Below are 19,302 nucleotides of genomic sequence, written 5' to 3' on the forward strand. Positions count from 1 at the left end.
CCATGCTCGTGGCTTCTCTGCTGTGATCTTCTTGCTTCGACAACAAGAAGGATCACCGAGAGCCACGAGCTCTCTCAAGCCCCCTGCACTCCGCGGAACCTCAAACCCCGTTCAAGTTCGAAGAGCCCACATCCGCCGCGACGATCGCGTGACTGGCGCACTCGCTGATGGCCACGACGCGGGCCTGCGCGAATGCGGTTTCATACCCGCCCGCGCTGTCCTTGGGGAAGTCTTCGAGGTTTGCCGGGGTGTCGGGCAGGTCGAGCACGAATCCGTCGATCGCCATCAGCCGCCAGCAGTTGAGCCAGGCGCCCGTCGTCGTCGGGGAGGCGGCTGGGCGGGCCACACGCTCGAACACCTCCTTGACCGGCCCGGCGCCCAACCGCTGCCGGGCCTGGGTCACCGCACCTCGCGTCGGCGGCTCCCACTGCGAGCCCGGCGCGAACGCGAGCATCCCGGTCAGCTTCTCGGCGACTTCCTCGTAGTCATCGTCAGGAAACAGGCACAGCGCGATCAGGAGATAGACGACCACGTGCGCGGGCAGCTTACGGACCCGCCGCTCCCGGCATTCGTGTGCGGCGATGGCCGCGTCCAGGGCCTGGCGAGGGATCAGCGATGTCAACGCGCCGACCGCCACCAGATCCGTCAACCGACCCGGACCGCCTAACTCACCCGCCAAGATCATCGATCGACGCTACCAGCAAGATCGCTAACTAAACGGCATTGGGCCGGTGACCGGGTGAGTTGATCGCTGATGGGATGTCGCGCCCGCCATCTGGGCGTGAGCACTGATTCATTAGGTTGCTGATGGCTCTCCCGAACGGCTGCCGTCAAGGAGCGACAGCCGAGGAGGGAGAAGCATTTGCCGTTTGTCGGAGACGGCTGGGCCGAAGATCACCATGGCATCGAGGTGATGGACGCCTCGGGCCGCCGGCTGGCCAAGGCCCGACTGCCGGAGGGTGTGGCGGGCATGACCCGCCTGCACGCAATGCTCGCCGAGTACCTCGACCAGGACGCTCCCGTCCAGGTGCTGATCGGGATCGAGACCGACCGGAGCCCGTGGGTGCAGGCGCTGATCGCGGCAGGTTACCGTGTGTTCGCGATCAACCCGCTGCAGGCCTCGCGTTACCGCGAGCGGCATACGGTGTCGGGCGCCAAAAGCGACGCCAGCGATGCTCACGTGCTGGCCGATATGGTCCGCACCGATTCTCACCAGTTGCGCACCGTGGCCGGCGACAGCGCCCAAGCCATGGCGATCAAGGTGGTCACCCACGCACATGGGATGCTGATCTGGGAGCGCACCCGACACACCCAGCGGCTGCGGCATGCGCTGCGCGAGTACTTCCCCGCCGCGTTGGAGGCGTTCGACGACCTGAGCGCTGCCGACGCGCTGGAACTATTGAGTCAGGCGCCGGACCCAGCCTCGGCCGCGAAGCTGACGATCGCGCAAATCGGCGCGGTGCTCAAGCGGGCGCGTCGTCGCAATCTCGCGAGCAAGGTCGCCGCGCTCCAGGCGGCGTTGCGAGCTGAGCATCTGAGCTGGCCCGAGGTTGTCAAGGCCGCCTACGCCGCCCCGGTCCGCGCCGCGGCCAGCGGACGTGGACGGCCGCGAACCGGCCGGGGACCGCTGAGACGTTCCGGCTACAGCTACCGTCAGCGGGTCGGGATCCGGGGTCGGTTCCACCAGAGAGACAGAGACAGGGCCGCGACAATGAGGATGCCGCCGCCGGCGGCGAAGGCGGCGGCTGTGTCCACCCGCTGGCGGATGACGGTGAAGCTGCCGGGCAGGGCGTCGAGGGCGCTTTGGAGCTGGTCGGCGTTCTCGGCGCGGTGGTAGGAGCCGCCGGTGGTCTGGGCGATCTCTTTGAGTGCGGGCTCGTCGATGGTAAGGAGGTTGCGGCCCCGGTTGAAGCCGCCGCGGCCACCGAAGCCGCCGCCGCCCCAGCCGCCGTCGACCTGTGAGTTGTCGCAGACACTCCGGGCGGGGTTCGTGGTGCCGAAGCCGATGGGGAAGACCCGGACGCGGCGCAGGGCCGCCTCCTGGGCGGCGATCTTCGGTTCGACGCCCTGGGTGTTGGCGCCGTCGGTGAGCACGATGATCGCGGCCGCGGCGTACCCGCCTCCGCCACCGTCGCCGGGGTTCGCCCCGGTGGGGGCGACCGACGGGTCGACGTCCGCGATCGCGTCGATCGAGGCGAGCATGGCCTGCCCGATCGCGGTGCCTTGGGACACGGTGAGGTTGTCCAGCGCCTTGATCAGCGAGTCGGTGTCGTCGGTGGGAGGGACGAGCAGACCCGCGGTGCCCGCGAAGGTGACCAGGCCGATGCGCGGCCCGCCCCGCTGCGACTCGATGAAGTCCGCGGCCGCCTTCTTCGCGGCGGTGATGCGGTTGGGGTCGACGTCCGTGGAACACATGGAGCGGGAGGTGTCGAGCGCGAGCAGGATCGTCGCCGACGTCTGCGGAACCGGCACCGAGGCCTGCGGTCGCGCGGCGCCGACCGCGAGCAGGGTGAGCCCGGCGATGAACAGTGCCGGGGGGATCTTCCGGGTCCAGCGCGTACGGCCGGGCAGGGCGCTCCGTACGAGCGCGATCGAGGTGACGCGCACGGCGGCCCGGCGGCGGCGACGCCGTGCCCACTCGCGGATGGCGAAGATCAGCGGGATGACCAAGACCGACAGCAGCGCCCACGGCCATGAGAATGACATTCAGATCACCCGTCCAGACCGGAGCACGGTGAGCGCCGCTCCTCCGGTGAGCAGCGCGAGGGCGAGACCGATCAGCCCGCCGGCGAGGGGCAGTGGCTCGTCGGAGACGGTGAGCCGCAGATCGATCGTGTCGGCGATCCCGTCGAGGCGCGCGGCGTCGGCGGCGGGGTGGTAGGCGCCGCCGGTGGTCCGCGCGATCGAGGTGAGGGTGTCCTCCTCGAGCGAGGTCTGCAGGAGGTAGCCGTCGACCTTCACCGTCGCCCCGGCTGTGGTGCCGACGCCGACGGTGTGGATGTGTACGCCCGCCTTCTGGGCCACGGTCGCGGCTTGTTCGACGTTCGCGCCCTGGTTCTGGCCGTCGGAGAGCATCACGATCGTCGCCGACGGCCAGTAGCCGATGTCGGGCGCGGTGCCGTCGCGGCCGATGGCCACCGGCTTGCCGGTGATCGCGGTCAGCGAGGCCGTGATGGCCGTCCCCAGCGAGGTGCCGCCGGCGATCTTCAACCGGTCGATGGCCTTGAGCGCGATGGAGTGGTCGGCGTCGGGCCGTGCGGTGGTGAACGCGCCCTGTTCGAACGCGACGACTCCGATGTCGACGCTGTCGGGCTGCGCCGCCACGAACGCGCGGGCCGCCCGCTGCGCGGCCGCCAGCCGGGTGGGCGCGACGTCGTCGGCGCCCATGCTGTTGGAGACGTCGATGGCGAGGATGACGGTGCCCCCGGTCCGCAGGACCGGCAGCACGGCCGCCGGTCCGGCGGTGGCGATCGCGAGTACGGCGACGCCGGCGATCGTCAGGCCGATTCCGAGGAACCCCCGGCGACCGCCCGGAACAGCGACGCCGGCCGTGGCGAGCGCCGCCGTCCGGCGGCGCGCCGAGACGACGGTCGCCCAGGCGAGCGCCGCCGTGACGAGCAGTCCGACGGCCAGCAGCAGCGGGGAGGACAGAGTCATGGCGACCGGTCCCAGGTACGGGCGACGAACTCGGTCATGACGACCGGTCCCGGGTACGGGCGACGACTTCGACGAGCGCCTCGGCCAGATCGCGGTCGGTGTCGATGCGGTGGACGGGCACCCCGGCCCGGCGCATGCCCGCCGCGAGCCGGTCGTCGCGGGCGTCGACGGCCTCACGGAAGCGGACCCGCAACAGCGGGTCGGCGGAGTCGACGACGAGCTGCTCGCCGGTCTCGGCGTCCTCGACCACGATCAACCCGGCTTCGGGCAGCACGTCGTCGGCCGTGTCCACGATCCGCAGGGCGACCACCTCGTGCCGCCGGGCAAGGCGCTGGAGCGAGCGCTCCCAGTCGCCGTCGCCGATGAAGTCCGACAGCACGACGATGAGTGCGCGGCGGCGGGCGAGCCGTCCGGCCGCATCGAGCATCTCCGCCAGGTCCGTGGTGGCACCGCCGCGCGTCTCGGCGGTGCGTCGCAGCTCGGCGCCGATCCGCAGCGCGTGCCGCCGGGACGTGCCGGGCGGCACGACGCGCAGCATCCCGGTGTCGAACAGCAGGGCGCCGACGCGGTTGCCGCCCCGGCCGAACAGCCGAGCCAGGACGAGCGCGAGCTCGGCGAGCACGTCGTGCTTGCCGCGCCCCGGCCGGCCGGCCGCCATCGACGCCGATCGGTCGAGCACGAGCCACACCGTCAGCTCGCGGTCCTCGGTGAACACCCGCAGGTGCGGCTCGTTCAGCCGTGCGGTCACGTTCCAGTCGATGTGCCGGGCGTCGTCGCCGTCGCCGTAGGCGCGCAACCCGGTGAAGTCGATCCCGGAACCGCGGTGCGCCGTACGATGGGCGCCCTGGAGCCGGCCGTCGAGCCTGCGGACGACCTTCCACTCCAGGCGGAGCAGGAGCCTCTCGGGGGCGGTGGTCATGGCTCAGCGGTTCTGCAGGACGACGGCGGGTGCCCGGACGGCCCCGAGTACCCTGGTGATGATCGTGTCGGCGTCGACGTCGTCCGCGAGGGCCTCGAAGGACAGCACGAGGCGGTGGCGCAGCACGTCGAGCGCGAGCTCGGACAGGTCGTTCGGCAGGACGTAGTCGCGGCCGCGCAGGAACGCCAGCGCCCGGGCGCCCGTGACGAGCGCGATGGACGCCCGCGGGCTCGCCCCGTAGGTGACGTACCGCTCCAGCTCGCCGAGCCCGGCCGTCGCGGGGGAACGCGTCACGGAGACCAGCCGTACCGCGTAGTCGACGATCGACGGATCGACGTACACCTCCTGAGCGCGGGCCCGCATCGCGATCAGGTCCTCGGCCGTCACCATCGGCTGCGGCGGCTCCGGCGGACGCAGCGCCCGGTCGACGATCGCCTGCTCTTCGGCCTGCGTCGGATAGTCGACGATCACCTTCATCATGAAACGGTCGACCTGCGCTTCCGGCAGCGGGTAGGTGCCCTCCGACTCGATCGGGTTCTCCGTCGCCATGACCAGGAACGGCTCGGGCACCCGGAACGTCTCACGGCCGATCGTCACCTGATGCTCCTGCATCACTTCCAGCAGGGCGCTCTGCACCTTGGCAGGGGCGCGGTTGATCTCGTCGGCCAGCAGCAGGTTCGCGAACACCGGGCCGAGCTCGGTCCGGAACTCCCCGGAGTGCTGGTGGTAGACCCGCGTGCCCACGAGGTCGGCGGGCACCAGGTCGGGGGTGAACTGCACGCGCTGGAAACTCCCGGCGATCGCGGCGGCCAGCGACCGCACCGCGAGCGTCTTGGCCAGGCCCGGCACACCCTCGACGAGCAGATGGCCGTCGGCGATCAGCGCGACGGCCATGCGCTCCAACAGGACGTCCTGGCCGACGATCGTACGTTTGACCTCGAACAGCACATGTTCGAGCGGATGGGCCGACTCGGGGGACTTGGTCGAGGTCATATGGCGTTCCTTCTCGTGACGCTTCGGTCGTGACGCTTGAAGTCGTGGTGGCGCTTCGGTCAGATCTTGGGCCCGCCCGGGCCGTCGCCTTCGCTGCCCAAGGCCGCGCCGATCGGCACCGCGAACGCGATGCCGGCGAACGCCTCGTCGCCTCCCGGGTCGGCGATCGAGACAACGATCCCGATGACCAGGCCGCGAGCGTCCAGAAGGGGACCGCCGGAGCTGCCCGGGTTGACGGAGGCGTCGAACTGGATGAGCCCGCCCAGGTCGCCGTCTTTGGTGGTCCGGTTCAGGCCCGACACCACGCCGGTGGAGACGCTGTAGGTCAGGCCCAGCGGATTGCCGATCGCCACGACGGGCGCGCCCACGGCCACGGCGCCGCCGAGCGTCGCCGGGACGACGATCTCCGGCAGCTTCGCCGGCTTGAGGGTCGCGACGTCGCGCTTGGGGTTCGACGACACGACAACGGCCTTCGTCCTGGTGCCGTCAGCGAACGTCACGGTGGCGCCCACGGTGCCTTTGACGACGCTTTTGACGACGTGGTACGCCGTCAGAACCGTCCCGTCCTCGGCCGCGATCACCCCGGTTCCGAGCGACTTCCCGGCCTGGATGACCGCCACCGACGGCCCGACCCTCTTGTAGACGTCGGGCACCGTGAGCGTCGCACTGGGCGTCGGCGTGGCGCTCGGCCTGGGCGCGGCCGCTTCGCCGTTCCCACCGCCGCTTCCCAGCCAGTACGCCAGCACCGCCACGACGACAAGTGCGCCGCCCCCGACGACAAACCGCCGAGCCCTCCCGGCCATGGCTCCCTGAGCCGTGGCCGCACCAGCCTCCTGCGGCACGCGCTCCATCACCCCATGCTCATCAATCTCAGTCGAAAGTGCTACAAACTCCACCTGTGAACTCCCTGAGAACGGTCCCGGCAGCCCAACGCGCGCGGCATCACTGCTGACCGCTCGTGGCGGCCGTACCTGAGCGGCTGCCAAAATCCCCGTGTGAGCCGGACGGACAACACGATGCCGCTGCGCGTCCAGAAGCAGGACGGCCGCCGCTACAGACACGACATGGGCGGTTCCTACAAGGGCATCGCAGAGCGGAAGGCCCGACAGCGCGTCCGGCTGGTTCTGCTACGGGGCGATGAGCCGGAGCCTACGAGGCATCGCCACCGCGAGAAGTGGCTCTACTAGCGAGCAGGCGCTCAATGTGCGTTCAGCCCTGTGCCTCAGGTTGCGCAGACACAGGTCGGTTTGGTCGGGTGAGCGCGGCAGGGATGGCAGGCCGCACTTGTGCAGCGTGCACGGCATGACCGCCGGTCAGCACCCGCGCCTGGGGGACGCGTTTCCCGAATCGAGGCCCTCCTACCGCGTCGGGGTGAAGGACGAGACGACCAGCCAGACGCTGGCGGCCGCGATCGCAACTGCGACGGCGAGATTCTTTGCCCGTCCGGAAATCATGCCTTTCGACTGGCCGCGGATCATGCTTCGCGCCAGGCGGCCAATCCCGGCCCAGGAGATCCGCACCCGGGGGCTCCAAGCGGCCCACGCGACGAGGACGGTCGCGACAACCAGTTGCCACCGCACCGAATCGGCGAAAGGCAGCTCGAAGTCGCCGCTGTCCTGGCTGATGTACATCGCGACGTCGAGCAGCGGGAAGAGGAGAAGTGCCGCCGCGGCCGCGGTGCCGCTTAAGCGTCCCCATCGGGGGGAAGTGGTGGCTCTCGTGGCCGCCGCCAATGCGACGAGAACGACCGGTAAACCGATCCGGTCGGCCTCGCCGGACCACCACGCGAGGCCGTCCCAGGGCGACTCCGGAATCTCCAGGAAGGTGACGCTGACCACCCGCATGTCGTATGTGGCCACGCAGCGTTGGAACATCGCCACCCACGCCGCCGCGCCTGCGGCCCCCGCCCACAGGATGATCCTGTACGGTCTCCGGTGCTGGGGTGACCGAGCCGCCAGGATCAGCGCCCCCGCGGCCACCGGATAGCAGACGATCAAGGGCCAGGGCAGGACGACCGCGCGTTCCTGCCCGGTGCATGGGTCGGGGCCCGGCAGGAGGAGCGCGGTGACGAGCCCGAACACGAGTACGGTGCCGACCGCGGCGACGGCGGTGAGCGTGGCCCGACGAGACCCGCGCAGGAGAAGGCCGGCCACGACGACCGGCAGCAGGAGAACGCCCCAGAACAGCAGCTCTCCCGGCACATTCTCCAGCGCGTACGGACCTTCCACCGGATGGGAGCCCGTCGCGGAACAGAACCAGCCGACGCTCTGCCTGCCCACCCCGAAGGCCGTCAGGATCACCGGTCCGGACGCGGCCAGAACCGCGCCGAAGCGCAGCGCCGCCGCCTCCAGGGATAGCGCCTCTGCTGCGGATCCCTGCATCACGGCGCCTTCTCCCGGAAACGATCAATCCGAGTCAGGGTAGCGGATGACCTTCGACTGAGCGGGGGTCGCAGGCGCGGCGTACGACCGGGCCGCCGCATACCTGGCGGTCATGAATCGTGGACAGCCAGGTGACGTTCGGTGTTATCCATCCAGGAGGCCGACGGGGACGACGGTTTCGTGCCGATCCCGCTTGGCGTGCATGTCCCAGAGGATGTCGGCCAGCTCGGCGGGGTCGGCGGCGGCCATGTCGGGCACGGGTTCGCCCTGGGCTCGGCGTCGCTGGTAATCGGCGTCGAAGGGGGTGCCCGCGATGCGTGCGCCGATGTAGAGCATGCCGACGTAGACGCCCTTGCCGGAGACCTCGGCCGCGAGCGACTGAAGGTAGTTCCGCTGGGCGGCCAGGACTGTGGGCCAGCCGCTCATGTTCGGTCGGCCCCGGACGGCGGCGGCCCCCTGGGCGCTGAGGATGGCGCCGTCGCGCCGCTCGACCATGGCGGGGAGGAACTCCCGGACCAGGGCCAGGAGCGTGTACATCGTGATCGGCATACGGTCCTGAAGCAGCTCCGGGGTGAGGTCGACGGCGGGAACGAAGGCCGGGTCCGTGGGGACCGGGCCGTAATAGAGAGCCGTGGGGTTCCCGACGCTCGCGCGGATCTGTTCGGCGAGCGCCGGGACGGCGCTGGTCTGGTCGAGGTCGGCGGTGATCACGTGGGCGGTGATGCCATCGGCGGACAGATCCCGGGCGAGCAGGTCCAAGGGTTCCTGGCGGCGGGCGACCAGGACCACGTCGTACCCTTCCTTTCCGTATCGGCGGGCGATGGCCTGGCCAACGCCTGGACCGGTTCCGAACACTGCGATGGATTTCGTCATGCCGTCCAGCCAACCTCACCGGCGCCTAGACGATCCATGGGAGAACATCTGAAATACCTTTGTGATCGTCTAAGCTCAGCGTGTGGACGTGCTGACGGACTTGCTGCACCGCGCCCGCGCGCAGAACGCCCTGGTCAGGCGGCTGATCCAGCGGCCTCCGTGGGGGATGACGTACGCCGACGCGCCGCCGCTCACGGTCGCGGCCACGCTCGGCGGCCATGCCTCGATCCGGCTCGGGGATTCCGCTCCCACGCGCCTTGCCGCGGGTGACATCGCCTTGATCACCGCCCCCGGCGGGTACACGATCTCGGACGCCCCGGCGACCACCCCTCAGTTCGTGATCCGGGACGGACGCAAGTATCTCCCCACCGGCGCACCGGCGGAGCCCCACCCGATGCCGGCCCCCCGTACGTATGGCGCCGATCTGTCCGGGGCCACCACCATGCTCCGTGGCGCGTACGAGCTGCACGGCGACGTGGCCTCCCGCCTGCTGGGCCTGCTTCCGCCGCTGGCGGTCGTGCCCGCGGGGCCGCGTACCCGGGTGGCCCTCGATCTGCTCTCCGCGGAGGCCGCTAGCGACGAGCCGGGCCAGGACGCGGTCCTGGCCCGGCTCTTGGATCTGATCTTCGTGATCGCGTTGCGGGCCTGGTGCACCAGGCCGGAGGCGACGCCGCCCGCTTGGTACCGGGCGCTGACCGAGCCGGCGATCGGCGAGGCGCTGCGGCTCATGCACGAGGAGCCCGCCCACCGGTGGACGGTCGCCTCACTGGCCGCCAAGGTCGGCATGTCCCGCGCCGCCTTCGCCCAGCGCTTCGCCGCCCTGGCCGGTCAGCCGCCGCTCGGCTATCTCACCGACTGGCGCATGACCCTCGCGGCCGATCTGCTCCGCGACACCCGGCAGACCGTCGCCACTGTGGCCCGCCAGGTCGGCTACCAGGATCCGTTCGCGTTCAGCGTGGCGTTCAAACGCGCCCGCGGACGCACGCCCTCAGCCTGGCGCGGCTCCTTCTGACCGGCCGTACGGCCGGAGCGTATTGCCCGCCATCGAACATTTTCGAGGGTGAAACAGCCGTCACGTCTCATCTTTGTATACAGTGTAAACTTGAGCGTTTACGGTGTAGACAAAAAAGCTCGCCGCAGTCCTCGGCGGCGGCTGGTACGGCAGCGGCATCATGCTCGACCCCGTTCACCAGCTCAACGCGCGCAACCCGGAGACGCGCACGACCCGGGCGACGGCGACCCGATCTGGTACACCCTGAAACCCGACCCCGCGGCATCACCGCGAAGTCCCCGCGCCGACTTCACGCTCACCCACATGCGCGGCCCCTGCGTGAGGAAGCCGCCTCTGGGGAGATCGTCAGGCAGCACATCGGACGTTCGGGCCGGGTGTGGGCGATAACGCCTTGCCGGCCTGATGGGATGCCTGTCACCGTTGATCACCGGATTGAGCGACCGGAGCGAGGAGTCATGGGTCGGAACACGCCTCTGGGGAAGCGCAGGAAGACTCCACAGGAGAAGAAGCGGCTGAGCTACACAAAAGATCGTCGCAACGACTATGGCGAGAATGACAAGAGCTCGCGCAAGAACATCCGGCGCAACAAGCGGATACCTCATCGGGCCAACCGCCATCGTGATCATCAGATTCTCGAAGCTGCCCGGGGCCCCGCCGACGAGCAGTCGAGCGGAGTTGCCGAAGAGCGTCTATACGTCAGGCGGCCCAAGCGCTGGAAGAAGTTCCGCGACGCACCCCTTGGTGAGATCTTGCAGGGGCGTATCGAGCGTCGGGTGAGGCGGGGCATCGACGATCCGGGAGCTGGTCGCAAGCGCATCCGCCGTATTCGTCGGCGGCAGGGAAAGGCGGCGGACGGCGGCTGATCAGCCCCGCGGAGAGGCTGGCCAGAGTCAGTGCAAAGTCGGCGAACCCGCTGACGCGAGAGCGCAACAGATATCACCGGAGGTCACCGTCGCGGCAACCGGGCGGCATCCGATGACCAGGAGCGGCACGCCCTACCGGGGTTCGCATCGAAGCGGCGCCGTGATGATCCCAGGGGAGAGGGCGCCGTTGCCTCCCACTGCGCAGGAGGTGCGAGCATTCCGCACCAGGGGCCGGAAGCTCCGTCAATATTGAGGCTGTGCAGTCTGTTGAAGAGTGGGATCAGCGTCTTGGGTGGGCGCTGGAGCTGGTCTCCAGCGATCCAGCGCGCAGGGAGTGGGCCCGAGGCTGTTTGCGGGCTTCGGATGAGCGGCGCGACCGAGCGTTGGAGGATTTCAACGAGGTATGGCAGGACGAGGGATCGGCAGGTGCCGAGGCGCTGTCCCGATGGAGTGCCGAGCGGGACAGAAGGCTTCCGGAAGCGTTCTGGGAGTACGTCCCAGTTACGGCCTACGCCCATTGGGGTGGGCTCAAATACCTCCTGCTCTACCTGGAGTGGGAGTCCCGTTATCCAGATGAGTGGATGTCCGCCGCCAAGAGTTGGGGGCTGAAGGGTGGCGCTCTGCAGAACCTGACCATGGCCTTGCCGTATTTGCCGGCCGAGGTGATCGATCAACTCGTGGGTCTGGTTTGCCTGGCCGTACGGCGGGAGCATCGCTGCGAGGACGTGCGATATGCCGTGCTGGCCAGGGCGATCGGCGGCGCACGACTACGTCCGCTGTTGGCCGGGCTGGCCGACGATCCTGTAGAGATCTTCCGCTTACGGGCGCGCTATCTTCTGTGGCTGCTCGACCACCCGGACCTCCCGAAGCCCAAGAAGAGCCAGTGGATGGCGTGATTGAAAGATCTTGAACTGTCGTAGAAATGGGGCGGACTCACTCCTCCTTGCTGAGTACGGAACTGGCTGTGGTCGCGCTACGCCACCCGCAACACTCAACCCACACGGGCTTGGGCAAGTACAGGAAATCTCAGACGGTGTTGGCAGACGTTCACGACGAGCGGGTGGCCACTGGGCTTGACCTGGAGTCGACTCCAGCTTGCAGGATGTCGGGCATGAATACACGCACACTCGGTCAGACCAATGTCAGCTCCATCGGGCTTGGCGCCATGCCGATGTCGGTCGCTGGGCACATGCCGGACGAAGAGCAGTCGATCAGGACAGTGCACGCCGCCCTTGACATGGGCATCACGCTGATCGACACCGCCGACGCCTACACGCCTTCCCACGATCAGGTCGGGCACAACGAGCGGCTGATCGCCAAGGCGCTGGCGACCTACGGCGGCGACACCGGCGACGTGCTGGTGGCCACCAAGGGCGGGCACACCCGCGTGCCGCGCGGTGGTTGGGACGTCGACGGCAGGCCCGACTACCTGGTGGAAGCATGTGAACGCTCGCTGAAGGCGCTCGGCGTCGAGGCGATCGGGCTGTACCAGCATCACAGGCCTGACCCGGCCGTGCCGTACGAGGAGACGATCGGAGCGCTCAAGACCCTGCTCGACGCCGGGAAGATCAGGATGGCGGGCATCTCGAACGCCGATCCCGCTCAGATCAGGTTGGCACACGAGATCCTCGGGGGCCGGCTGGCCAGCGTGCAGAACGAGTACTCGCCCAGGTTCCGCAGCAGCGAGCCGGAGATCGACGTGTGTGCGGAACTCGGTATCGCGTTCCTGCCGTGGTCGCCGTTGGGCGGCATGAGCAACGTGGGCGCCTTGGGGGACAAGCACGCGGTGTTCGCTCAGGTGGGCGCGGCGCGCGGGGTTTCGGCGCAGCAGGTGTGCCTGGCGTGGGAGCTGGCCCGCAGTCCGGTGGTGATCCCGATCCCCGGTGCCAGCAGGCCCGAGACGATCATCGACTCGGTGGCGGCGGCCGACCTCGTCCTGACGAGTGAGGAGTTGGCGACTCTCCCGTCGTGACCGGCTGGTCATCGCTTCGGCCCCGGCGAGCTGGGCCGGCTGATCTGGCGCGGTAACAGTGCGGCTCGCGCCCGGCGCCGGCCCGTGTCGCCGAGGCCGCCTGCCGGAGCTGACGGGTGCCCGACCTCGCGCGGTGCCTCTCTTCGAGTCAGAGGGATCCGTCGGCCGTGGTTGGGACGTCAGTCGCGGGGAGAGGGGTCCGCGTCGGTTGTGGTCCCGCTGTTCGGGGGAGCCGGCAGGTCCTGAAGGAAATCGGCGCTCGGGGCGAAGAAGAGCGTGCCGGTCACAGCCGTAGAGAAGTCGAGGATCCGGTCGTGGCCGGCCGGTGGGGCGCCGAGGAACATCCGCTCCAGCATCCGCTCGGTGACCGTGGGGGTGCGGGCGTAGCCGATGAAGTACGTGCCGAACTCGCCGCGGCCCACGGCGCCGAACGGCATGTTGTCGCGCAGGATCTGGCGCTCGGTGCCGTCGGCGTCGGCGATCGTGGTCATGGCGACGTGCGAGTCGGCCGGTTTGCTGGCGTCGTCCAGTTCGATGTCGGTCAGCTTCCTGCGGCCGATCACCTTCTCCTGCGCCTCGACGGGCAGGGCGTTCCACGCGCGCAGGTCATGCAGGTACTTCTGCACGATGACGTAGCTCCCGCCGGCGAACTCGGGATCCTCGTCACCGATCAGGACCGCCGCGTGCGCGTCAGGACCGACGGGGTTCTCCGTCCCGTCGACGAAGCCGAGCAGGTCGCGTACGTCGAAGTATTTGAACCCGTGCACCTCGTCGCGGACGGTCACCACGCCGTCGAGCCGGTTCATGATCTCCATTGCCAGCGCGAAGCACAGGTCGAGGCGCTGGGCCCGGATGTGGAACAGCAGGTCACCGGAGGTGGACACGGCATGATGCCGGCTTCCGACCAGTTCGCGGAAGGGGTGCAGCTCGACGGGACGAGGGCCGCCGAACAGCCGGTCCCAGGCATGAGAGCCGATGGCGGCGACGCAGCTCAGCGTGTCGTCCGGCGCCCGGAAGCCGATGGCCCGCTGCAGACCCGCCAGGTCGGAGAGGAGGTCCCGGACCGCAGGTTCGCCATCCGGATCGATCGTCGCGACGATGAAGATCGCCGCTCTGGTCAGCGGGCTCAGCACCGGCTGTGGGAGCGCGTCCGCGAGTTCCGCCATGCCGCCCCTCCTCCAGCATTGGGGTTCACCGTAACCTGCGCCGCAACCTTTCCCCGATTTCGGCCCATCAATTCACTGCATTTACCGCCTTGTTCCGCAATCTTTGCCGCGACTCGAACGGGCTTTGGGGCGGAGCCCGGAAAGATCGAGGTGAGATGGCAGCCTGGCGCAGTCGCGTACTCGGTCCATGATCTGCGCACGACGGCGTCATCACCAATGACCTTGGGATGTTCATGTCCATCACAGCGTGGGTCGGCTGTCTCGTCACCGCCGGTGGCACTCCCATCTCGCCGGCCGAACAGGAATTCGTCTTCCTGGCGCGCCAGATGCAGGCGCTGTCGCTCGCCGTGCACATCCCGTTGGTCTGCTTCGGCATCGCGTTCCCCGTGCTGGTGCTGTTCGCCGAGTGGAGGTACCTGCGGACCGGCGACGTCGTCTACCGCGTGCTCGCCAAGCGGTGGTCGAAAGTGATGCTCGCCCTGTTCGCGCTGGGCGTGGTCACGGGGACGATTCTCAGCTTCGAGTTCGGACTGCTGTGGCCGACCTTCATGGCGAGCTTCGGCAACGTGTTCGGGCTCGGCTTCGCGCTGGAAGGGTTCTCGTTCTTCATCGAGGCCATCTTCATCGCGATCTACGTGTACGGCTGGGACAGGCTCCCGCCCCGGCTCCACCTTCTCTGCGGCGTTCCCGTCGCGATCGCCGGTGTCACCGGGTCGCTGTTCGTCATCGCGGTCAACGGCTGGATGAACCACCCCAGCGGCTTCACGCTGCGGGACGGCCGGGCCGTGGCCGCGGACCCCTGGAGGGCGCTGTTCGGCAATCCGTTCTTCTGGCACGAGTGGGTGCACATGTACTTCGCCGCCTTCATCGTCGCCGGTTTTCTGCTCGCCGGACCCTACGCCTGGGGCAGATCGCGGGGGCGATGGGGCCGTTACGAGCGGCTGGCCTTGACGATCGCGCTCGCCGCGGCCGCGGTCGCCGCGCCGCTGCAACCCGTCATCGGCGACTGGGCCGGGCGCGAGGTCGCGCGCCTGCAGCCGGTGAAACTCGCCGCCATGGAAGGACTCGGCCCGACGACGTCAGGCGCGGCCCTGCACCTCTTGGGCTGGTACGACGGCAGCGAGGTCGTCGACGGCGTCGCGATCCCGGACCTGCTGTCGCTGCTGGCCTTCCACGATCCGAACGCGACCGTTCAGGGCCTCGACACCGTTCCCGTCGCCGACCGGCCGCCGGTGAACACCGTGCGTTTCGCCTTCCAGGCCATGGTCGGGATCGGCTCGCTGCTCGCGCTGCTGAGCGTCATCTACCTCTACGTACGCTTCCGGCGCAGACGACTGCCCACTTCGCGCTGGTTCTACCGGGCGGTCATAGCGGCCGGCCCGCTCTCCGTGGTGGCCCTGATCGCCGGCTGGATCACGACAGAGGTCGGCCGCCAGCCGTGGATCGTCTACGACGTGCTGCGTACCTCTCAGGCCGTCACGGGCGCCCGCGGGATCCCGATCGGTTACGGCACGCTCGTGGTGGTCTACCTCTGCCTGGCCGTCGCCTTGGCATGGCTGCTGCACCGCCTCAGCCGCGTCCCCCTCGACCCCGGCCTCGACCTCGACCTCGACCCCGACGGGCAGGCGGGTCATGCTGACTGAGATCCCCATCATCTTCATCCTGCTCGGCCTCGCGGCCTACACCGTGCTGGCAGGGGCGGACTTCGGCGCCGGCTTCTGGACCCTCGTGGCCGGTGGCGGGCAGGAGAGCCGGGCGGCGACCCGCGATCATGCCCGGCATGCCATGGGGCCGGTGTGGGAGGCCAACCACGTCTGGCTGATCTTCGTGCTGGTCATCTGCTGGACCGCCTATCCGGTGGCCTTCGGCTCGATCGCCTCGACGCTCGCCGTTCCGCTCTTCGTCGCCGCGGTCGGCATCATCCTGCGCGGGGCGGCGTACGTGCTGCGCCCCCAACTCCAGGATGCGCGAGCCGTCGAGAGCGTCTTCGCGCTCTCCTCGATCCTGACGCCCTTCGCGCTCGGCACGGTCGTCGGGGCGATCGCCTCTGGCCGGGTACCTGTCGGGAACGCCAAGGGAGACCTGGTCACGAGCTGGCTGAACCCCACGCCTTTGATGATCGGGACGCTCGCGGTCGCGACCTCCGCCTACCTGGCGGCGGTCTATCTGGCGGCCGACGCCGTGCGGTTCGGCGAGCGCGCGCTGGAGCGCGACTTCAGGACGCGTGCGCTGTGGGCGGGGGTCGCGACCGGCGCGCTGGCACTGGCCGGGCTGCTGGTCGTCCGTGTGGACGCGCCGTCGCTCTGGGCCGGTTTCATGCGCGGGGCCGGGCTGGTCATGGTGATCGTGTCCGGTGCGGCAGGGCTGGCGACGCTCGTGCTGGTGCGCGGCCGCCGCTACGGCCCGGCACGTCTGTCGGCCGCGCTCGCCGTCGCGGCGATCGTGGCCGGATGGGGCGTCGCGCAGCGGCCCGTTCTCCTTCCCGGGCTCACGATCGAGCAGGCGGCGGCCGGCCGCGCGACTCTCATGGCGGTGATCGTCAGCGTCGCCATCGGCGCGGTGGTCCTCATCCCATCTCTGGTTCTGCTGTTCGGCCTCTTTCTCCGTGGCCACCTGGACGCGGCCCCCGAACCCCGGGGACACGCGCCGGCCGCGCGTCCCACGTCCGGAGCCAAGCGGATCCGCCCGGTCGCGGCCTTCGCCGCTGTGTCCTTCCTGGTCGGTGTCGGCTTCACGTTCTTCGGAGACCACGGATGGTCGTTCACCGTCGGCGTGGCCGGCCTGGTCGCGTGCGCCGGAGCCACCTTCTTCCTCGCCGTCACCCTTCCACGGGGTTGACGGCAGGCGCGCCGACGCCCCGCACCACCTCGACGAGCAGGTGTTTCATCAGCGGTTGGTCGCTCTGCGAGCTGAAGTCCCCGATGGGGCACAGGACGTTCAACTCCGGCATGTATCCCGCCGCGCAGCCTGCGGGGATGTCGTACGCGACCGCGCGATACCCGTACACCGTGCGGCGAGTGCCGTCCCTGGCGATGCTGGTGATGTCGACCAGGTCGTACTCCGCGAGGTCGCGCTCGCGCATGTCGTCCCGGTTCATGAACACGACCGTGCGCAGGTTCTTGACGCCGCGGTAGCGATCGTCGTTGGAGTAGATGGTCGTGTTGAACTGATCATGTGACCGCTTGGTGCTCAAGGTCAGGCGGCCGTCGGCCGGAACGACATCGGGCACCGGCCCCGCCGCGAACTCGGCGCGGCCCGACGGGGTGAGGAACACGCCCTCCCTCGCCGGTTGCCGGATGCGGAAGCCCAGCGGCCTGCGTACGCGGCGATTGAAGTCCTCTATCCCGTCGAACACCTTCGCCATCGTGTCGCGGATGCGGTCGTAGTCGTCGACGTACTCCTGCCACGGCGTCCGGCTGCCGGGGAGGCTCGCCTGCGCCATGCCGCTGATGATCGCCGGCTCGGATCGCAGATCGGGGGATATGGGCTCCTTCATCCCGAGCGACAGGTGCACCATCGCCATGGAGTCCTCGACCGTGACGGCTTGCACGCCGCCACGCTGGTGGTCCTTCTCCGAGCGTGCCAGGCAGGGCAGGATGAGCGCCTGCCTGCCGTGCACCACGTGACTGCGGTTGAGCTTGGTGCTGATCTGGACCGTGAGCTCACATCGGCGGATCGCCTCGGAGGTCGTCGCGGTGTCGGGTGTGCAGAGAGCGAAGTTGCCCCCCATGCCGACGAACACCTTCACTTCGCCCCGGCGCATCGCCTCGATCGTGCCGACGGTGTCCAGACCGTGCTGCCGTGGCGGGTCGATACCGCATACCCGCGCCAGCCGGTCGAGCAGCGCCTCCGATGGGCGATGGTCGATTCCGAACGTGCGGTTGCCCTGAACGTTGCTGTGCCCCCGCACCGGTGAAGGTCCGCAGCCTTCGCGGGCGATGTTGCCGCGCAGGAGCAGCAGGTTGACGATCTCTCTGACCGAGTCCACGCCGTGCTCCTGCTGGGTGATGCCGAGGCACCAGCAGATGATCGTGCGCTTGGCCTGCACATAGACGTCCGCGATCTGCCGCATCGTCGCCTGGCTCACCCCCGATTGACGCTCCAGCTCGGCCCACGAGGCGGCGGCGCACGCGTCGCGATAGTCCTCGAAGCCGGTGGTGTAGCGGTCGACGAACTCCGAGGCGATCGCGCCGGGATCGGTCTCGGCCAGCTCGCAGACGGCCTTGGCCACGCCCCTGAGCAGGGCGAGGTCGCCGCCGATCCGCGGTTGCACGTTCAGGGTGCTGAGCTCGGTGGACTTGAACCTCGCCATGGCCGCGAATTCGTGTGGCACGATCGTGCGCGTGGCCGCGGCCTCCACGAGCGGGTTGATGTGCACGATCCGGGCCCCGCGGCGATGTGCCTTGGCGAGGTAGGTGAGCATTCTCGGCGCGTTCGTGGCGGCGTTGACGCCGAGTACGAAGATCGCGTCGGCCTCCTCCCAGTCCTTGAGGTCGGCGGTGCCCTTGCCCGTTCCGATCGAGGCCGTCAGCGCGCGCCCGCTCGCCTCGTGGCACATGTTCGAGCAGTCCGGCAGGTTGTTGGTGCCGTACTCTCTCGCCCACAGCGAGTAGAGGAACGAGCCCTCGTTGCTGAGCCGGCCTGAGGTGTAGAACGAGGCCTGGTGGGGGCTTTCGAGGCGGTTCAGGGCGACTCCGACGATGGTGAAGGCGTCTTCCCAGGAGATCGGTACGTACCGGTCGCTCGCCGGGTCGTAGCGCATGGGCTCGGTGAGCCGCCCCTGATCCTCAAGTGCGAAGTCGCTCCATCCGGCCAGCTTGGTGACGGTGTGGGCGGCGAAGAAGTCCCGGTCGGTCCGCTTGTGGGTCAGCTCCCACATGACGTGCTTGATGCCGTTCTCGCAGATGTCGAGATGCAGACCTTTGGTGTCGTCGGGCCAGGCACACCCCGGGCAGTCGAACCCGCCGTTCTCGTGGTTCATCCGCCTGATCGCGCGTGGCCCTTCGATCGGCTCGCCGGCCTTCGCGATCACCTCGGCGACGCTTCGCGCCGCACCCCAGCCCGCGGCGGGATGGTGGTAATCGCGTCGCTCGAAGTGGTCCTCGCTGATGGGACCTCGCCCGAGTGCCGGCTCGCCCGGCACGCTCCCGAGTATGAGATCCGCCGAGTCCTGAGCGTTCCCGTTCGTGTCCGAGGACATCGGTCCTCCTCGTTGGCGAGAGCCCGCGCAAGCGACGACAGGCCCGTTTCGGCGGTGGCCCGCTCCCTCTCTGTGCGAGTCTGACATGCGTCTTTGTTGCCGATTGTCATGGTTGGACAATCTCCGCGTAGATCATGCAGATTTTCCCGGCGGTGGCCACCTCACCCTGATCTCGGACCCGGACGCCGTGACACCGGTGATCGAAGACTCGATCTGCTCGGTGAGCTGGATCGGTAGGCCCAGATTCAACGCCCGGTGACCAGCCG

General features: G+C 69.0%; 16 protein-coding genes and 1 pseudogene. 7 read left to right on the plus strand and 10 right to left on the minus strand.

Features of this window, described 5'->3' with window-relative positions; translation table 11 throughout:
• Positions 1-100: 100 nt before the first annotated feature.
• Positions 101-649: a transposase domain-containing protein gene (locus KLK06_RS54660; RefSeq protein WP_214643812.1), complete on the minus strand. Its 549-nt coding sequence runs from the start codon at positions 647-649 to the stop codon at positions 101-103.
• Between the two features lie 213 nt (positions 650-862).
• On the opposite strand from KLK06_RS54660, the pseudogene KLK06_RS61095 reads away from it, so the two are divergent.
• Positions 863-1,336 (plus strand): annotated as a pseudogene (locus KLK06_RS61095) (IS110 family transposase); the annotation flags it as partial.
• A 317-nt stretch (positions 1,337-1,653) separates the two neighbouring features.
• On the opposite strand, the gene KLK06_RS54670 reads toward KLK06_RS61095, so the two are convergent.
• From KLK06_RS54670 to KLK06_RS54700, 7 genes are all read right to left on the minus strand, one after another.
• Positions 1,654-2,706, minus strand: coding sequence for a VWA domain-containing protein (locus tag KLK06_RS54670; RefSeq protein WP_214643813.1), 1,053 nt, complete (start codon positions 2,704-2,706; stop codon positions 1,654-1,656).
• Entirely contained in the window at positions 2,707-3,657 is a 951-nt protein-coding gene (locus tag KLK06_RS54675; RefSeq protein WP_214643814.1) for a VWA domain-containing protein, read from the minus strand.
• Between the two features lie 34 nt (positions 3,658-3,691).
• Positions 3,692-4,576 (minus strand): DUF58 domain-containing protein, encoded by an 885-nt coding sequence (locus KLK06_RS54680; RefSeq protein ID WP_214643815.1) that lies wholly within the window; start codon positions 4,574-4,576, stop codon positions 3,692-3,694.
• Positions 4,577-4,579: 3 nt separating this feature from the next.
• Positions 4,580-5,569: a MoxR family ATPase gene (locus tag KLK06_RS54685; RefSeq protein ID WP_250907522.1), complete on the minus strand. Its 990-nt coding sequence runs from the start codon at positions 5,567-5,569 to the stop codon at positions 4,580-4,582.
• A 59-nt stretch (positions 5,570-5,628) separates the two neighbouring features.
• On the minus strand, positions 5,629-6,420 hold the full coding sequence (locus KLK06_RS54690; RefSeq protein WP_214643816.1) for a S1C family serine protease: 792 nt from the start codon (positions 6,418-6,420) through the stop codon (positions 5,629-5,631).
• A 507-nt stretch (positions 6,421-6,927) separates the two neighbouring features.
• Positions 6,928-7,950, minus strand: coding sequence for a hypothetical protein (locus KLK06_RS54695; RefSeq protein WP_214643817.1), 1,023 nt, complete (start codon positions 7,948-7,950; stop codon positions 6,928-6,930).
• A 144-nt stretch (positions 7,951-8,094) separates the two neighbouring features.
• Positions 8,095-8,823 (minus strand): SDR family oxidoreductase, encoded by a 729-nt coding sequence (locus tag KLK06_RS54700; protein WP_214643818.1) that lies wholly within the window; start codon positions 8,821-8,823, stop codon positions 8,095-8,097.
• An 82-nt stretch (positions 8,824-8,905) separates the two neighbouring features.
• Between KLK06_RS54700 and KLK06_RS54705 the strand changes: the two genes are divergently transcribed.
• From KLK06_RS54705 to KLK06_RS54720, 4 genes are all read left to right on the plus strand, one after another.
• Positions 8,906-9,835, plus strand: coding sequence for an AraC family transcriptional regulator (locus KLK06_RS54705; protein WP_214643819.1), 930 nt, complete (start codon positions 8,906-8,908; stop codon positions 9,833-9,835).
• Between the two features lie 455 nt (positions 9,836-10,290).
• Positions 10,291-10,698, plus strand: a complete 408-nt coding sequence (locus KLK06_RS54710; protein ID WP_214643820.1) for a hypothetical protein — start codon at positions 10,291-10,293, stop codon at positions 10,696-10,698.
• 257 nt (positions 10,699-10,955) lie between these two features.
• Positions 10,956-11,594 (plus strand): hypothetical protein, encoded by a 639-nt coding sequence (locus KLK06_RS54715; protein ID WP_214643821.1) that lies wholly within the window; start codon positions 10,956-10,958, stop codon positions 11,592-11,594.
• A 215-nt stretch (positions 11,595-11,809) separates the two neighbouring features.
• Positions 11,810-12,670, plus strand: coding sequence for an aldo/keto reductase (locus KLK06_RS54720; protein WP_214643822.1), 861 nt, complete (start codon positions 11,810-11,812; stop codon positions 12,668-12,670).
• Positions 12,671-12,849: 179 nt separating this feature from the next.
• Here KLK06_RS54720 and KLK06_RS54725 read toward each other — a convergent pair whose 3' ends face one another.
• Positions 12,850-13,836, minus strand: coding sequence for a Dyp-type peroxidase (locus KLK06_RS54725; RefSeq protein ID WP_214643823.1), 987 nt, complete (start codon positions 13,834-13,836; stop codon positions 12,850-12,852).
• Between the two features lie 233 nt (positions 13,837-14,069).
• On the opposite strand from KLK06_RS54725, the gene KLK06_RS54730 reads away from it, so the two are divergent.
• Positions 14,070-15,479, plus strand: a complete 1,410-nt coding sequence (locus KLK06_RS54730; RefSeq protein ID WP_214643824.1) for a cytochrome ubiquinol oxidase subunit I — start codon at positions 14,070-14,072, stop codon at positions 15,477-15,479.
• Positions 15,469-16,674: a cytochrome d ubiquinol oxidase subunit II gene (locus KLK06_RS54735; protein ID WP_214643825.1), complete on the plus strand. Its 1,206-nt coding sequence runs from the start codon at positions 15,469-15,471 to the stop codon at positions 16,672-16,674. The genes KLK06_RS54730 and KLK06_RS54735 overlap by 11 nt, the downstream gene beginning before the upstream one ends.
• Here KLK06_RS54735 and KLK06_RS54740 read toward each other — a convergent pair.
• A complete protein-coding gene (locus KLK06_RS54740) occupies positions 16,655-19,036 on the minus strand; it encodes an FdhF/YdeP family oxidoreductase (RefSeq protein WP_214643826.1) in 2,382 nt (793 codons plus the stop codon). The genes KLK06_RS54735 and KLK06_RS54740 overlap by 20 nt on opposite strands.
• Positions 19,037-19,302: the final 266 nt, after the last annotated feature.

Origin of the sequence: Nonomuraea sp. NEAU-A123 (assembly GCF_018603905.1) — a bacterium.
Taxonomy (GTDB): domain Bacteria; phylum Actinomycetota; class Actinomycetes; order Streptosporangiales; family Streptosporangiaceae; genus Nonomuraea.

Excerpts from the sequence above, each read along its gene's own strand:
- KLK06_RS54670 (WP_214643813.1), bottom strand. The coding sequence starts at position 2,706 with ATGTCATTCTCATGGCCGTGGGCGCTGCTGTCGGTCTTGGTCATCCCG.
- KLK06_RS54675 (WP_214643814.1), bottom strand. The coding sequence starts at position 3,657 with ATGACTCTGTCCTCCCCGCTGCTGCTGGCCGTCGGACTGCTCGTCACG.
- KLK06_RS54680 (WP_214643815.1), bottom strand. The coding sequence starts at position 4,576 with ATGACCACCGCCCCCGAGAGGCTCCTGCTCCGCCTGGAGTGGAAGGTC.
- KLK06_RS54685 (WP_250907522.1), bottom strand. The coding sequence starts at position 5,569 with ATGACCTCGACCAAGTCCCCCGAGTCGGCCCATCCGCTCGAACATGTG.
- KLK06_RS54690 (WP_214643816.1), bottom strand. The coding sequence starts at position 6,420 with ATGGAGCGCGTGCCGCAGGAGGCTGGTGCGGCCACGGCTCAGGGAGCC.
- KLK06_RS54695 (WP_214643817.1), bottom strand. The coding sequence starts at position 7,950 with ATGCAGGGATCCGCAGCAGAGGCGCTATCCCTGGAGGCGGCGGCGCTG.
- KLK06_RS54700 (WP_214643818.1), bottom strand. The coding sequence starts at position 8,823 with ATGACGAAATCCATCGCAGTGTTCGGAACCGGTCCAGGCGTTGGCCAG.
- KLK06_RS54710 (WP_214643820.1), top strand. The coding sequence starts at position 10,291 with ATGGGTCGGAACACGCCTCTGGGGAAGCGCAGGAAGACTCCACAGGAG.
- KLK06_RS54720 (WP_214643822.1), top strand. The coding sequence starts at position 11,810 with ATGAATACACGCACACTCGGTCAGACCAATGTCAGCTCCATCGGGCTT.
- KLK06_RS54725 (WP_214643823.1), bottom strand. The coding sequence starts at position 13,836 with ATGGCGGAACTCGCGGACGCGCTCCCACAGCCGGTGCTGAGCCCGCTG.
- KLK06_RS54730 (WP_214643824.1), top strand. The coding sequence starts at position 14,070 with ATGTCCATCACAGCGTGGGTCGGCTGTCTCGTCACCGCCGGTGGCACT.
- KLK06_RS54735 (WP_214643825.1), top strand. The coding sequence starts at position 15,469 with ATGCTGACTGAGATCCCCATCATCTTCATCCTGCTCGGCCTCGCGGCC.
- KLK06_RS54740 (WP_214643826.1), bottom strand. The coding sequence starts at position 19,036 with ATGTCCTCGGACACGAACGGGAACGCTCAGGACTCGGCGGATCTCATA.